Annotated in this window: 19 protein-coding genes; 7 read left to right on the top strand and 12 right to left on the bottom strand. The window is 35.8% G+C overall.

What is annotated here, in order from left to right; translation table 11 throughout:
* Positions 1 to 4: 4 nt before the first annotated feature.
* The 8 genes from P3G65_RS04405 to P3G65_RS04370 form a co-directional block, all read right to left on the bottom strand.
* Entirely contained in the window at positions 5 to 583 is a 579-nt protein-coding gene (locus P3G65_RS04405) for a 5-bromo-4-chloroindolyl phosphate hydrolysis family protein (protein ID WP_019291629.1), read from the bottom strand.
* Between the two features lie 958 nt (positions 584 to 1,541).
* Positions 1,542 to 2,225, bottom strand: coding sequence for a TIM44-like domain-containing protein (locus tag P3G65_RS04400; protein WP_019291630.1), 684 nt, complete (start codon positions 2,223 to 2,225; stop codon positions 1,542 to 1,544).
* 60 nt (positions 2,226 to 2,285) lie between these two features.
* Positions 2,286 to 2,678, bottom strand: coding sequence for a hypothetical protein (locus P3G65_RS04395; RefSeq protein ID WP_019291631.1), 393 nt, complete (start codon positions 2,676 to 2,678; stop codon positions 2,286 to 2,288).
* A gap of 54 nt (positions 2,679 to 2,732) precedes the next feature.
* Entirely contained in the window at positions 2,733 to 3,101 is a 369-nt protein-coding gene (locus tag P3G65_RS04390; protein ID WP_207781712.1) for a hypothetical protein, read from the bottom strand.
* Positions 3,102 to 3,148: 47 nt separating this feature from the next.
* Positions 3,149 to 3,454 (bottom strand): hypothetical protein, encoded by a 306-nt coding sequence (locus P3G65_RS04385; protein WP_225210214.1) that lies wholly within the window; start codon positions 3,452 to 3,454, stop codon positions 3,149 to 3,151.
* Between the two features lie 138 nt (positions 3,455 to 3,592).
* On the bottom strand, positions 3,593 to 3,961 hold the full coding sequence (locus P3G65_RS04380) for a TIGR02328 family protein (protein WP_019291634.1): 369 nt from the start codon (positions 3,959 to 3,961) through the stop codon (positions 3,593 to 3,595).
* A gap of 47 nt (positions 3,962 to 4,008) precedes the next feature.
* Complete coding sequence (locus P3G65_RS04375; protein WP_019291635.1) at positions 4,009 to 4,308, bottom strand: bacteriocin immunity protein; 300 nt, start codon at positions 4,306 to 4,308, stop codon at positions 4,009 to 4,011.
* Between the two features lie 32 nt (positions 4,309 to 4,340).
* Positions 4,341 to 4,625 carry a DUF1294 domain-containing protein gene (locus P3G65_RS04370; RefSeq protein ID WP_029343287.1) on the bottom strand — a complete coding sequence of 95 codons (285 nt, stop codon included), beginning with the start codon at positions 4,623 to 4,625 and terminating at the stop codon, positions 4,341 to 4,343.
* A gap of 266 nt (positions 4,626 to 4,891) precedes the next feature.
* On the opposite strand from P3G65_RS04370, the gene P3G65_RS04365 reads away from it, so the two are divergent.
* Positions 4,892 to 6,085: a cyclopropane-fatty-acyl-phospholipid synthase family protein gene (locus P3G65_RS04365; protein ID WP_019293718.1), complete on the top strand. Its 1,194-nt coding sequence runs from the start codon at positions 4,892 to 4,894 to the stop codon at positions 6,083 to 6,085.
* Positions 6,086 to 6,146: 61 nt separating this feature from the next.
* Here P3G65_RS04365 and P3G65_RS04360 read toward each other — a convergent pair whose 3' ends face one another.
* The 4 genes from P3G65_RS04360 to P3G65_RS04345 are packed head-to-tail and all read right to left on the bottom strand — an operon-like array spanning position 6,147 to position 8,014.
* Positions 6,147 to 6,482 (bottom strand): potassium channel family protein, encoded by a 336-nt coding sequence (locus P3G65_RS04360; protein ID WP_019291638.1) that lies wholly within the window; start codon positions 6,480 to 6,482, stop codon positions 6,147 to 6,149.
* Between the two features lie 30 nt (positions 6,483 to 6,512).
* Positions 6,513 to 7,001: a GNAT family N-acetyltransferase gene (locus P3G65_RS04355; protein ID WP_019291639.1), complete on the bottom strand. Its 489-nt coding sequence runs from the start codon at positions 6,999 to 7,001 to the stop codon at positions 6,513 to 6,515.
* A 13-nt stretch (positions 7,002 to 7,014) separates the two neighbouring features.
* Positions 7,015 to 7,512, bottom strand: coding sequence for a GNAT family N-acetyltransferase (locus P3G65_RS04350; RefSeq protein ID WP_086582126.1), 498 nt, complete (start codon positions 7,510 to 7,512; stop codon positions 7,015 to 7,017).
* 19 nt (positions 7,513 to 7,531) lie between these two features.
* Complete coding sequence (locus P3G65_RS04345; RefSeq protein WP_019291641.1) at positions 7,532 to 8,014, bottom strand: nucleoside deaminase; 483 nt, start codon at positions 8,012 to 8,014, stop codon at positions 7,532 to 7,534.
* Between the two features lie 219 nt (positions 8,015 to 8,233).
* On the opposite strand from P3G65_RS04345, the gene P3G65_RS04340 reads away from it, so the two are divergent.
* From P3G65_RS04340 to rsmG, 6 genes are all read left to right on the top strand, one after another.
* Complete coding sequence (locus tag P3G65_RS04340) at positions 8,234 to 9,253, top strand: NAD(P)H-dependent glycerol-3-phosphate dehydrogenase (RefSeq protein ID WP_019291642.1); 1,020 nt, start codon at positions 8,234 to 8,236, stop codon at positions 9,251 to 9,253.
* 23 nt (positions 9,254 to 9,276) lie between these two features.
* Positions 9,277 to 10,203 carry a UTP--glucose-1-phosphate uridylyltransferase GalU gene (gene galU, locus P3G65_RS04335; RefSeq protein WP_019291643.1) on the top strand — a complete coding sequence of 309 codons (927 nt, stop codon included), beginning with the start codon at positions 9,277 to 9,279 and terminating at the stop codon, positions 10,201 to 10,203.
* Positions 10,204 to 10,305: 102 nt separating this feature from the next.
* Positions 10,306 to 10,701, top strand: a complete 396-nt coding sequence (locus P3G65_RS04330) for a NusG domain II-containing protein (protein ID WP_019291644.1) — start codon at positions 10,306 to 10,308, stop codon at positions 10,699 to 10,701.
* Positions 10,698 to 11,228 carry a Gx transporter family protein gene (locus P3G65_RS04325; RefSeq protein WP_107106076.1) on the top strand — a complete coding sequence of 177 codons (531 nt, stop codon included), beginning with the start codon at positions 10,698 to 10,700 and terminating at the stop codon, positions 11,226 to 11,228. Before P3G65_RS04330 ends, P3G65_RS04325 begins: the two co-directional genes overlap by 4 nt.
* Positions 11,219 to 12,178, top strand: a complete 960-nt coding sequence (locus P3G65_RS04320) for a polyprenyl synthetase family protein (RefSeq protein WP_019291645.1) — start codon at positions 11,219 to 11,221, stop codon at positions 12,176 to 12,178. The genes P3G65_RS04325 and P3G65_RS04320 overlap by 10 nt, the downstream gene beginning before the upstream one ends.
* Entirely contained in the window at positions 12,178 to 12,891 is a 714-nt protein-coding gene (gene rsmG / locus P3G65_RS04315; protein ID WP_019291646.1) for a 16S rRNA (guanine(527)-N(7))-methyltransferase RsmG, read from the top strand. Before P3G65_RS04320 ends, rsmG begins: the two co-directional genes overlap by 1 nt.
* Positions 12,892 to 12,903: the final 12 nt, after the last annotated feature.

Raw genomic sequence — 12,903 nt, 5'->3', positions numbered from 1 at the left:
CTCCTTAATCAAACTTTACTTCATGCTTAATAACATTGACATCATCCATCAAAACTTCATGATAATTTTTCGAGATATTTGTTGCCAGTGTCTTAATCAGAAGCAGTGTTTCATCCATATCACGACTAACTTCATCAGATTTAACAGATTGTTTTTGCATTTCCAGATATTTCTCTGTTAATTTTACCATATTGGGTAAATCTTTATAGAGAAAATCATTCTGTTTTGTCAATTGTGTTGGGTTTTGCACGATATGTTTGAAGAGGAGTTTACTTGCTTCAAGGCCACCTGTGACAGATTCCACAACTTGTAGCTCGTCATTTTTCTTCGTATTTGCTTCCCATTTTTCAATGTTTTCTTTAGCATCTGCTAAAGTGTCACGAAAAATTTCGATGTCACTCTCAGAAAGTCCTGCTTCTTGATAGCGTTGTATATTTTCTTTACGCGGTGGTTTTTTTGCTGTTTTATTCTTTTTATTCGATTTGTTTCTCATTAAGCTAATCAGCCAAAGTGCCACTAGTAGAATTAGAATTGTTCGTATGAATCCATGCATTCCACCCATCATCATTCCTGTCATATGCATTTTTAGCCTCCATTCTTGTTTTCCTGTTATAACAAGCTTTCTTTACTTATTTCATCAGCCAACTGGCTATACTTTAATTTTATCATATTCTGAAGGAAACTTTTCAGACTTTCGTATGATTTCTAATTTGAGATAAGAGTGCTTATCGTAAGATTATAAGCTCGATTTTTGAAGACTGCAGATATAATTTTTCGTAAGAAAAAAAGAGAAAAAAGTTTTTTCATTCCTTTTTCTCAAATATATCTCTTTTATACTTCTTTATTTGTGGTCTGGCTTGGTTTCTATGTTCTTTTAGGTAGTGAAAAGTAAAGATTGAATAGTAAAACAACAGCAATTACGAGGGATACATAAGGATTGCTGTTATAAAATATAAAATTTATTCCAATAGCAATAAGTGAAAGTAACGTGATCAATAGGTTAATATATTTTTTAGTCATGAATTAGTGTTCCTTTTATTTTGAGAGTTCATCACACTCTAGTGAAAAAACTGAAAATTCAGCGTAAATTTTAAGAAAGAGTATCGTTCGTCTCATTCTCTTTTAAGGTTGAAAGGGCGTACTGTGAAATGCAAATAATTATTACAAAACCTATAATTTTAAGCAAAAGACTTAATGGCGCAAATAAGTACAATAAAATTATTGCTACTATTTCACAACTATAAATAATAAATTTCATGAATTTTTCCAATCTTTTTAATAACTCTGAACACCTAGAGATGTTCGTTTTTTTATTTTATAAGGATTTTTAGGATTTGCCATTACGTAGAATTACCTCCCTAGAAAAGGAGTTAATACTTCCAATTATAACATCAATAAATGTAACTATCCTTTTTCACTCGTAGAAACATTTCAATGTGTAAAAGTGATGTACAGCACTCATATTTATTAGAACACTACTTTAATCAAGAGGTGCATGATAAAAATGTAAACCTCAAGTAAATATCTCGAAAATAATAGTTTTAAATCTTAAATTCCTTAATCTTATCAACCTTCATTCCTTCTTTATCAGTAACAAATGTCCATCTTTGTTTAAATTTTTGTTGATAATTGGGAAGACCTTTTAGTATTTGTTGAGTATCCTTATCTATTACGTAATCAACAGCTTTAAAAGATATATCTATCTCGAAAGTGTTAGATTTTTTCCAGTATAGGCGACTGAGTCCTTCGATTTCAATATTTTCTGTGTGATTTATTTTTCGCTTATCTAAGTAGCTTAACAAAGTTTTAGTATGCTTGGTATAAAGTTTTTCGCTATATAACTGCGATACTCTTGATATATCCTGTGTATTCCAAGCATCTTGAATAGATAAGAACTGTTTCTTTATGGCATTAGAAAGTTCCATATCATCAATATGAACTCCCTCAGTATATATTCCCTTAGGTTTAATAACTGCACTAATAGCTATGATAATACCAAGACCTACAAGAGAAAGCATAAGCTTTACTTTATTTGATATACCACCTTCCACACTTGATGGTGAGTTATTACTAGTGTGAATGCCTCCAGTCCCTCCATGGAAACCTCCACCACCCGTAGTTCCACCTCCATGGAAGCCCCCAGCTAATGCCAGAACATGGGGAGCAAAGATGATGAAGAAACTCATTACTAGAAGAGCAATAAATATTTTTTGTTTTTTTATCATTTTTTTATTCTAGAAGCTCAATCAGTAAAGTCATACGATACATATATAGAACCTTTATAGCTAAGAGATATCAAATCCATTTCTCTTAGCATTATAACTCATTATGAGTTGAAGCAATTTTTTATACTCAAGCTCCGGCATATCGTAGGGGATCTTAAGTGACCCTTTTCCAAATTCAAGACCATAATCAGCAAAATCAGAAAAATCGCTTTCTTTCATACCTTGTGTTCCATAAATACCTAACCAGCCCTTATTAGCCATTAGTAAAAAAAGTTGTTGTGTCGCTTTCTTGGCCTGTTTAGGGTAAAAACCTGGCATTGCATAAGAAACACGTTCTTGCACATCAGGATAGATAGTATGGACCAACTGTCGTGTAAGTCGCATTCTCGCAAGTTTTTCTTCACTTAAGTCATTATCATTAAAGTAAGCTTCAAAAGGTTGTGCTTTTTTCATTTTAATTCATTCCTTCCACAACTTCTATTTCATAAGTAATTGTTAATACTATTATTAATCCTTGACACTCATTCCACTGCCAATCCAAGTCAAGATTCCTCCAACAAAGCCTAAAAATGGAAACAATCCAAATATTCCGCCCAAGATAAAATAAAAACCTGCACGCCTAGTATCTTTTTCTGTTGAAGATTTACGGTCAACAACCCCCATAATAATCAAAATAATACTAATAATTACTGTTACACCAAACATACCTAATAATAATTGAAGATTCCAGTTCTCTGGTACGTGTCCGTGAACCCCATTAAAGTATGGATTAGTATTCCAGAAAAGTTGAAAGCCAAAAAGAGACAACACAATGAGGACGCTTCCTAAAAAGGCACTCATTACTGCATTTATTAAACTCATTTTTTTATTTTCCATTTTCTCTTCCTCCTTGACTTTCTTGTTTTTCTTTTTGGCTGTGAGCACTAATTTCCTGTAAAATTAACAGTATAAATAAGGGAATCTTCTTTATAAAATTCTACTTTAGTGTCAAGATTCATTTTTTTGACGGCACATCTGTCATAATTTGTTTTACCATAAACAGATTTTGCTAATCGTTCCAGATCTTTGGTAGAAGCATTTTTGATATTTATCATAGGAGTGCTTAAGGCATCCCATGATAAACTCGAACTGTCCTTATCCTGCTGAATCTTAGCGCCTCGCATCTGTGGATCGTTAATAATGTCCGTAATATTTTGTTGGCTATACATTTTGGCGCTTATATCCGTCAATGCAAAAGAACCCAACACTAATAAAAGTGGGCTGAAATAAAACAATAGGGCAGCAACTAGGATTATCAAAAGAGAGCGAATAGATACTGAAATTTTTGCACTTGTTTTTTTAATTTTAATAATATAACTCCTTATAATTTAGAGTTCAATCAGCACATTTTTAGCCTTTAAGTTATCCAGGCATTCTATCAAATAATCTACATTATGCTCTGGATAAATAGGAACAGTCAAAGACATAGTCTCCAGTGACTCATAACTTGAACAATGGTTTCCACGGTACAAGGGACTTTCCCATTCCTTAGCCGGTTTGTATCCTCTTCGCTTCATTTCCTCCATAACTTGTTGATGATATTGAAATAATTTATAGGGTGAATAATCAAAAACATAATTTACAGTCGCGTGTGGCTTGCCCCAGCCTCTCCCTCTCAAAGCACAGCATTCTCTGTGCTGTCCAAGCAATTGCATCCGCGGAAGATGCTTTATTAAATCTTCGTGCCATAACCTCATCTCTCATCTCCTTCTTCCAGATTATTATTCCTCCTATTTTAGATCAATCATAAAGGTCGATTTATCCCCAGCGGAACACTTCCAAAAGGCAAAATTTCATAAAGCCTTTCAGGAATTTGTTGACTAAATTTTCTTGCATTTGGCGATAATTTTCCGTTTAAGGCAAGCAAGGTAACGCTCACTTGAATACGTTGCACTATCTGCGGGACATAGTCACCGCTTTCTATCAAGTTTTTCGCCTTAGTCAGTACTTCCCGTTCTTGGCTCGTCAAGGATTCGTCCAATATTAATCGATAAATATCGTTTAAAATCTGTTCTTCACGTGCGGATAAATTTACATTTTTCATAAGTGAACTCCTTTTGAAAAGCCTGTTTTGATTTATTTGAGCAAGGTTTTAAAAATCAGAACCACTAAAATTAAATCAATAGCCAATCCAAGATACCATGAAACGATAAAATATGTTTTTTGTGTTTTATGTCGACAAATTTTTCCACCTAGAAATGCGCCTAAACCACCACCCAATATTGCCTGGGAAATAAGCACCTTCTCAGGAATCCGCCACAAATGATGTTGCGCCTTGTATTTGTCAATAGCATAAAACAGAAAGACAATAATGTTCCAAATAATAAGTGCTGTTAAAATAAGAAGTCCTGTTGTTGTCATTGTTATCTTTCTGTTTTTAAATTTATTTTTAAGAAGTTTTAAATACCAATGGTTAATAGCTTCATTCATTGGGTGATTTAAAACTTTTTATCAATTTAACTCATCTTTATGCTATTCATTATATCACTTGCTGGGCTTGAAGTCATAACAGACTATCAAATAAATGAAGCACTTACCTCATTTATCTGTAAAATTTAACTATTTGACATTCAAAAAAACTCGGAGTATAGTTTTATCTATAGCAAAGTTAGAAAAGGGGAAATAACTTGGTATTTGAAAAAACAGTATTAAACAAAGCTCTCGCCTCTGCCTTTGATATTCCAGTAAAAGTAACTTACTGGGATGGCAAAACAGAGAAATATGGCGATGGTGAAGCTCAAGTACACATCATTTTCAATAAAAAATTCGCTTTTAGCGATTTAGCATCCATGCCTACTCTGGTTCTTGCTGAAGCTTACATGCACGATGAAATCGAAATTGAAGGAAGTATTCAAGAACTTGTCGCTTCCGCTTATCGTAAAGCAGATAGCTTTTTAACAAATCAATCAGGCTTCGGAAAATCCATTGTTGAACTCTTGGGCAATCACTCCCAAAAGCAATCGAAAAAGGATATTCATCAGCACTATGACATTGGGAACGACTTTTACAGAAAATGGTTGGATCCAACGATGACTTATTCTTGTGCTTATTTTGAAAATGAGAATATGACACTGGAACAAGCACAAATCGCTAAAGTACATCATATCCTTGACAAGCTCAACAGTACACCTGGCGGACGTTTATTAGATATTGGTTGTGGCTGGGGAACATTGCTCTTTACCGCTGCACAAGAATACGGCTTAGAAACTGTAGGTGTTACTCTTTCTGAAGAACAATACAACTATATCGTAAATAAGGCAAAAAAACTCGGACTTGAGGATAAAGTCAAAGTCTTCCTTACAGATTATCGTGATCTAAATGAAGGAACCTTTGATTATGTAACTTCTGTGGGCATGTTTGAGCATGTGGGTAAAGAAAATTTAGAAATGTATTTCCAAAAGGTTTATGATTATCTCAAACCAAATTCTCGTGCCCTCATCCATGGAATTACTGGTCAACATCGTGGAGCAGGTGTTGATCCTTTCATCGAAAAATATATCTTCCCAGGAGGTTATATTCCAAACATCGCTGAAAATGTCGAACACATTATGACTGCAAAATTACAACTTGATGATTTGGAACCTTTACGTCGTCACTATCAAAAAACACTAGAAATCTGGAACGAAAACTACAGTAAAGTTTTTGTAGATGTTGAAAAGGAAATGGGCCGTCCCTTTGCTCGCATGTGGACGCTTTATCTTCAAGCTTGTGCCGCTAGTTTTGAATCAGGGAACATTGATGTGGTTCAATATCTTTTAACAAAAGGGCCTTCAGGTGTTGGTCTTCCAATGACTCGTCAGTATATGCTCCAACATCATTAAACGTTTATGAGTATTAAAAGAAAAAAACAGTTGTCAAATACAACTGATTTTTTTTGCACATTTATTCTTTGTGCTTTTGTTTGGAATATATAAAGGCCTTGGCAATAACAGAGATGAACATAGCCATGATACCTAAACCAACCGTAGCATAGATCATTGTAAATATTTTACCTGTTGTAGTTATCGGATGCAAGTCTCCGTATCCTATCGTTGTTAAGGTCATAAAACTTAAATATAAGGCATCAAGAATGCTAAATTTTTCTACTGTTGAATAAAAGATAGTTCCACTCATCAAGGTTGTTGCCATCAAGAAAAACAAAGCTTTTGTATCGTCCTTTTTTAAGATAAAACTAAAGGAAGTGAATAATTTTTTGGTCGCAATTAGTAAGGATAGCACAGAAACCTTCTTTCTAAATTTATTATAAGCTTATTTCCAAATAAGAAGTTCTGACTCTGTAGTAACATCCCCAAACTTATCCGAAAAATCTTTAAAATGTACTGCACCTAACTTTGTATAAAGACTCCTTGCATTTTCATTATTTTTAAGAATTGCAATGGTGACCGTCATTTGGGCTTCTTTTGCTTGCTGCAACACATGTGACAATAACTGAGTCCCCACCCCTTTTCTTTGAAACTTCTGGGAGATGTGAAGGGAATCAATGTATAAGTTACCTCTCTGGTCGCTACTTTCTGAGTAAGCAATGAAACCTGCAACGTTATTTTCTAACTCTTTGACGAGAATATATTGTGAGGGTTTTGCAAGAAAATGCTCCCAATTTTTCTGAAATGTATCATATTCTAAACTTTCTAAATAAGTAGGAGGCAAGATGCTTTCATATGTCGTTTGCCAATTGTCTACGTTAATATGTGCTATTTCTTCTAAATCAGAATAATGTGCCGGACGAATGCTTGTCATCTTCTTCTCCTTTTTATTTTAAATAATCTTTTTTCAAAAGCCCCATAAAATGACTGTCGTGGTAACTTCCAGCTGCAAAGAAATGTTCTTTCATTGTTCCTTCAATTTTGAACCCAACTTTTTCATAGATATGAACAGCAGGAGCATTATCAACATCAACCCAAAGATAAACTTTATGCATGTTTAATACTTTAAAAGCATATTCTAAGGCTTGGTGAAATGCTTCTTGTGCCAAGCCTCGACCAGAATACTCTTCTGTAATGATAAGCTGTATTTCGCAACTACGATGGATGAAGTTGATTTCCATCAATTCTACTATGCCCGCAAATGCACCATCCACATCTACAACAAAACGACGTTCATCCATACTATGAATGTGCTTATCATATAGAGCCGTTAATTCATCTAAGGATTCGTAAGGTTCTTGAAACCATAAATGCATAGTTTTAGCTTCATTGTTGATGATATGAATATTTTTTAAGTCTGTTCTTTCTAGTGCTCTGATTTTCATTTTAGAATCTCCTTGCTTTTTATTTCCAATATCCTTCATGAACTTTTCTAGCTTTTTCCTCTACTTCTGGAAAGGGTCCGATAATCTGTATGAGCTTTTGTCCGCGATCAATAATCTGTTGCGCAGGCAAATCAAAAGTGGGATTTTGTTCATTGTCTCCTGTTAGTTCTAACAAACGTTTTTCAGTTAGAGCATAAACGATAGTTCCAATATTCCCCCAATAAATAGCTCCGGTACACATTGCACAAGGTTCCGCTGTAGTATAAAGTTTACATTGCCACAAAAATTCTTTGGAATAAAGCTTGGAAGCTTTTGCAGCCAAACTGGTTTCTGCATGTCCCGTACAAATCTGTTCTGTAATTTCAATATTTTCTTGTTCTAGGAGAATATTTCCCTTGCTATCTGTCAAAAGTGCACCAAAAGGAGTATTCCCATGATTGCGAGCATTTTGGGAAATCTCCACACAGCGTTCCAAAAGCGCAATATGTTTTTGTCTTTGCATATTCACCTTCCTTCTTCCATAATAAAATAGTTAGACTTTATTATACAATGAACCCGCTATAAATAAAAGCGTTTACTGTATTATTGACATCTTTTAAGCAAAATTCCTTTTTTGTTTTATTTTCTCACTTGGGTTTTCAGTGAATTTTAATATAGATTATGGTAAAATGAGGATGTATTGGGCTTTTATAAGCTAGGATAAATTAGTAAAGGAAAAAATATGAATCCACAAAAAATTGCCGTGCTCGGCCCTGGATCATGGGGAACTGCTCTTTCTCAAGTTCTTAATGACAATGGACATGAAGTTCGTATTTGGGGAAACAATGTTGACCAAATTGCTGAAATTAATGAAAAGCATACCAACGAACGTTACTTCAAAGGGATCACTTTAAATCAGAAAATTTCTGCTTATACCGATCTCGAATTTGCCTTGTCTGATGTTGATGCTATTCTTTTCGTTGTTCCAACAAAAGTCACACGTTTGGTTGCTCAACAAGTCGCAAAAGTTCTTAAACATAAAGTGACAGTTATGCATGCATCTAAGGGGCTCGAACAAGGGACCCATGAACGTATTTCTTCAATACTCGAAGAAGAGATTCCAGAAGAATACCGAAGCGAAATTGTTGTGGTTTCTGGTCCTTCGCATGCCGAAGAAACAATTCGACGTGATATTACCTTAATCTCTGCTGCTTCAAATGATTTAGAGACGGCTAAATATGCCCAAGAAATTTTTTCTAACGATTATTTCCGACTCTATACCAATACGGATGTTATTGGTGTAGAAACAGCGGGTGCTTTGAAAAATATTATTGCAGTCGGTGCTGGGGCTTTACATGGTCTTGGTTTTGGTGATAATGCTAAAGCAGCAATTATCACGCGTGGCTTAGCAGAAATTACCCGCTTAGGTGTTGCTATGGGCGCTCAACCACTTACTTATAGCGGCTTGTCTGGTGTAGGTGACTTGATTGTTACGGGTACATCGATTCACTCACGCAATTGGCGAGCAGGTGATGCTCTCGGTCGAGGTGAGAAGCTTGCGGATATCGAAGCAAATATGGGAATGGTTATCGAAGGTGTTTCAACAACCAAAGCCGCTTACGAACTCGCACAAAGTATGCATATCGATATGCCCATCACTGAGACAATCTACAAGGTGCTTTATGAAAATATGGATGCCCGTGAAGGCATCTTAGACATTATGCGCCGTGAAACACGTACCGAAAACGAATTCAGTATCTAAATCAAAAGGAGCTAATTTTTAAAATGATTAAAACAAACCCAAAACAAAAAGTAAGAAAAGCAATTATTCCCGCAGCCGGTCTGGGTACACGTTTCTTGCCTGCTACTAAAGCCCTTGCTAAAGAAATGTTACCTATCGTTGATAAACCAACGATTCAATTTATCGTTGAAGAAGCCTTAAAATCAGGAATTGAAGATATCTTAATCGTTACAGGTAAAGCTAAACGTCCTATTGAAGACCACTTTGACTCAAACATTGAGTTGGAACAAAACCTTAAAGAAAAAGGTAAAACAGAGCTTTTAAAATTAGTTGAAGAAACAACAGATATCAATCTTCACTTTATACGTCAAAGCCACCCAATGGGGCTTGGACATGCGGTTCTTCAAGCAAAAGCCTTTGTTGGCGATGAACCATTTGTTGTTATGCTTGGTGACGATCTTATGAACATCATGGGAGATGGTACACCACTCACAAAAGAATTAATTTCTGACTATGAGAAGACACACGCTTCAACAATCGCTGTAATGAAAGTTCCACATGACGATGTGGACAAATATGGTGTTATTGCTCCAGAAGGTGAAGTTTCTAAGGGTCTTTACAATGTTGCAGAATTCGTCGAAAAACCTGCTGTTGAGGATGCTCCTTCTGATTTGGCTATCATCGGCCGCTACCTCTTAACTCCAGAAATTTTCCAAGTTTTAGAAAAACAAAAACCTGGTGCAGGTAACGAAATCCAATTGACGGATGCGATTGAAACTTTAAATAAAACACAACGCGTTTTTGCACACGAGTTCACTGGCAAACGCTATGATGTCGGCGATAAATTTGGTTTCGTTGAAACAACTATCGAATATGGTCTCAATCATCCACAAATCAAAGATGAATTGCATGATTACATCATCGCTAAAGCAGAAGAACTTTTAAAATCTGAAAGCAAAACTGAAAAATAATTCAAGGCTGTCCAGCGTTTGCTTGGGCAGCTCTTCTTATCCCCTTTTTCCTTGTAAGAACAAATCATTCCGAACTTCTTATTTTGCCTAAATTATGCTATCATGGAGGGGATGAAATTTTTCAAAGAAATCAAGATTAAAGCTCTGGATATTATCATTATTCTTGCCTTATTTTGTGCTTCTTTTTCTGTTTTTTTTCTCCTGCCTCACAATAGCGCTGGGACAAAGGCCCAATTACGTGTGCAAGGGAAAGTGATTAAAACATTTGATTTAAGCAAAAATCAGCGCTGGACTTATCGCTCTGAGGATGGGGATTACAATGAAATAGAGGTAAAGGATGGAGCGATTGCTGTTGTTAAGGCTTCTTGTCGCGATCAAATTGATGTGCAACGTGGCTTTATTTCAAAAGTTAACGATACTATCGTTTGTTTACCTCATGATTTAGTCATTCAAATCATTGGAGATCAATCAGAATCTGGAGTGGATTATAGCGGATGAATGTAAAAGAAAATATTTATATAGCACTTCTCACTGCAGTAGCTGTTGTTATGGGCATTTTTGAGAGCTGGATTCCCTCCTTCTTCGCTTTTGCTCCGGGAGCCAAAATTGGCCTAGCTAATCTGGTAATGGTTATTGCCATTTTCACCTTAGATTGGCGAAAAGTTTGGACAATGCAAGTCTTGCGCTTGCTAATTACTGCCTTATTCACAGGTGTTTCTGTGGTTATCTACTCTGCGGCAGGAGCTATTTTAAGCCTCTTAGCCATGTACCTCATGAAGCAATTAGGACCCAAATGGGTCTCTCTCATTGGTATTTCTGTTGTCGGAGGCTTCTTTCATAATCTCGGACAACTGCTTGTTGCTTCGCTTATTACAGGTACAAGCTCCGTAATGCTTTATTTACCATGGCTCTCTTTTTTCGGTATGCTCGCTGGTTTTGCCATCGGTGTTGGTGGCAACCAAATCATTCAGCGTGTAGCACCAATACAGTTATTATTTATTAAAGAAAGTAAAAAATGGACGTAAAAAATACAATTTGGTCAGAATATCCAAAATTAGAATCTTCCTTAGTCAAAGTTCAAAAGCTGATGAAGCAACAGGTTGGCATCAAAAATAAAGAAATCAAGTCAGCCATTTTTGACCTGTTTGATGCAGGTGGAAAAATGCTACGTCCGGCTTATTTATTAATGTTTGCTGATTTTACTGCTATGGATAATAAAAGTAAAATCGCACTTGCTGCAAGCGTCGAAATGCTGCACACTGCAACGCTTATTCACGACGATATTGTTGACCAAGCAGATACACGTCGCGGTGTCGAGACTCTCTCGAAAAAATACGATCCGTCAATTGCTGTTTATGCTGGCGACTATCTTTTTGTAGCTGTTTTTAAACTTTTGTCAAAATATTCTTTTGATTTGCCAAATTTAACAAAAAACATCGGATCTATTGAACGCCTTTTAGGCGGAGAACTTGGACAACTCAACAAACATTTTGATTTTGAGCAAACGCTCGATGATTATATTCAAAATATTTCTGGAAAAACTGGCGAACTTTTTGCTATGTCATCCTCAATCGCTCCTTTAATTATGCAAGATGTTCACTTATCTGAACTCTCCTATAATATTGGGATGGACATTGGAATTGCCTTCCAAATTATGGATGACTATCTTGATTATGCTAGCGACAGTCAAACTCTGGGAAAACCTGTACATGAAGACATCAAGCAAGGTATCTTTTCTGCACCCGTTCTTTTTGCTTTAGAGATCGATCATCGTCATGTGAAATCTTTGATTCAAAAAGAACAATTTGAAGAAGTTTACAGCTTCATTCAAAGCTCTGGAGCGCTGACTAAAACTAAAGAGTTGGCCCAATATTATACTAATCAAGCTCTCAATCTAATTAATAAGCTCCCTGAGGGCCAAACACGTGATAACATTAGCAGTGTTACAAGAAAACTTTTGGAACGGAATTTATAATGAACCCTGAAGAATTTTATGCGCAACTTGAAACTTTTGACCTTTTCTTAAATGATCAACAAAAAGAACAATTTGAACGCTATTTTGAGCTTCTCGTTGAGTGGAATGAAAAAATTAACCTTACGGCAATTACAGAGAAAAAAGAAGTCTTTCTCAAGCATTTCTATGATTCAATTGCACCGATTCTCTACAAGCTCATTCAAAATGAACCCTTAAAAATCCTTGATATTGGTGCCGGGGCAGGCTTTCCTAGTTTACCAATGAAGATTATTTTCCCAGAGCTACAAGTAACTATTATTGATTCGCTTAGCAAGCGCATCAACTTCTTGTCTCTTTTATCAAAAGAGTTGCACTTAGAGCAAGTGACTTTATTGCACGGTCGCGCTGAGGATTTTGGACAAAATCCTCTCTACCGCGCTCAATTTGATATTGTTACAGCACGCGCAGTTGCGCGTCTCAGTGTACTCTCTGAACTCACTATTCCTTTTCTTAAGAAAAATGGCCATCTCTTGTCACTCAAAGCGGCTAAATTTGATGAAGAACTTTCGGATGCTAAACATGCAATTGCCGTCTTAGGAAGCAAATTTATCGAACAGATTGATTATCAACTTCCAAATGGTGATGAGCGACACATTGCTATTATCGAAAAGAAAAAAGAAACGCCGAAAAAGTACCCACGAAAAGCGGGAACGCCCAATAAAAAGCCACTTTAAAAAGCTCTGGTT

Source organism: Lactococcus sp. bn62 (assembly GCF_029492705.2).
Classification (GTDB): Bacteria; Bacillota; Bacilli; order Lactobacillales; family Streptococcaceae; genus Lactococcus; species Lactococcus petauri.
The sequence above is the reverse complement of the archived record's forward strand: the minus strand, read 5'-3'. Positions and strand labels throughout refer to the sequence as shown.

Bases quoted from the DNA above. Each gene is read 5' to 3' on its own strand.
- P3G65_RS04370 (WP_029343287.1), bottom strand. From the start codon at position 4,625: ATGACAACAACAGGACTTCTTATTTTAACAGCACTTATTATTTGGAAC.
- P3G65_RS04320 (WP_019291645.1), top strand. From the start codon at position 11,219: ATGGACGTAAAAAATACAATTTGGTCAGAATATCCAAAATTAGAATCT.
- P3G65_RS04400 (WP_019291630.1), bottom strand. From the start codon at position 2,225: ATGATAAAAAAACAAAAAATATTTATTGCTCTTCTAGTAATGAGTTTC.
- P3G65_RS04395 (WP_019291631.1), bottom strand. From the start codon at position 2,678: ATGAAAAAAGCACAACCTTTTGAAGCTTACTTTAATGATAATGACTTA.
- P3G65_RS04340 (WP_019291642.1), top strand. From the start codon at position 8,234: ATGAATCCACAAAAAATTGCCGTGCTCGGCCCTGGATCATGGGGAACT.
- P3G65_RS04355 (WP_019291639.1), bottom strand. From the start codon at position 7,001: ATGACAAGCATTCGTCCGGCACATTATTCTGATTTAGAAGAAATAGCA.
- galU (WP_019291643.1), top strand. From the start codon at position 9,277: ATGATTAAAACAAACCCAAAACAAAAAGTAAGAAAAGCAATTATTCCC.
- P3G65_RS04405 (WP_019291629.1), bottom strand. From the start codon at position 583: ATGCATATGACAGGAATGATGATGGGTGGAATGCATGGATTCATACGA.
- P3G65_RS04380 (WP_019291634.1), bottom strand. From the start codon at position 3,961: ATGAGGTTATGGCACGAAGATTTAATAAAGCATCTTCCGCGGATGCAA.
- P3G65_RS04390 (WP_207781712.1), bottom strand. From the start codon at position 3,101: ATGGAAAATAAAAAAATGAGTTTAATAAATGCAGTAATGAGTGCCTTT.
- P3G65_RS04330 (WP_019291644.1), top strand. From the start codon at position 10,306: ATGGAGGGGATGAAATTTTTCAAAGAAATCAAGATTAAAGCTCTGGAT.
- P3G65_RS04325 (WP_107106076.1), top strand. From the start codon at position 10,698: ATGAATGTAAAAGAAAATATTTATATAGCACTTCTCACTGCAGTAGCT.
- P3G65_RS04375 (WP_019291635.1), bottom strand. From the start codon at position 4,308: ATGAAAAATGTAAATTTATCCGCACGTGAAGAACAGATTTTAAACGAT.
- rsmG (WP_019291646.1), top strand. From the start codon at position 12,178: ATGAACCCTGAAGAATTTTATGCGCAACTTGAAACTTTTGACCTTTTC.
- P3G65_RS04345 (WP_019291641.1), bottom strand. From the start codon at position 8,014: ATGCAAAGACAAAAACATATTGCGCTTTTGGAACGCTGTGTGGAGATT.
- P3G65_RS04350 (WP_086582126.1), bottom strand. From the start codon at position 7,512: ATGAAAATCAGAGCACTAGAAAGAACAGACTTAAAAAATATTCATATC.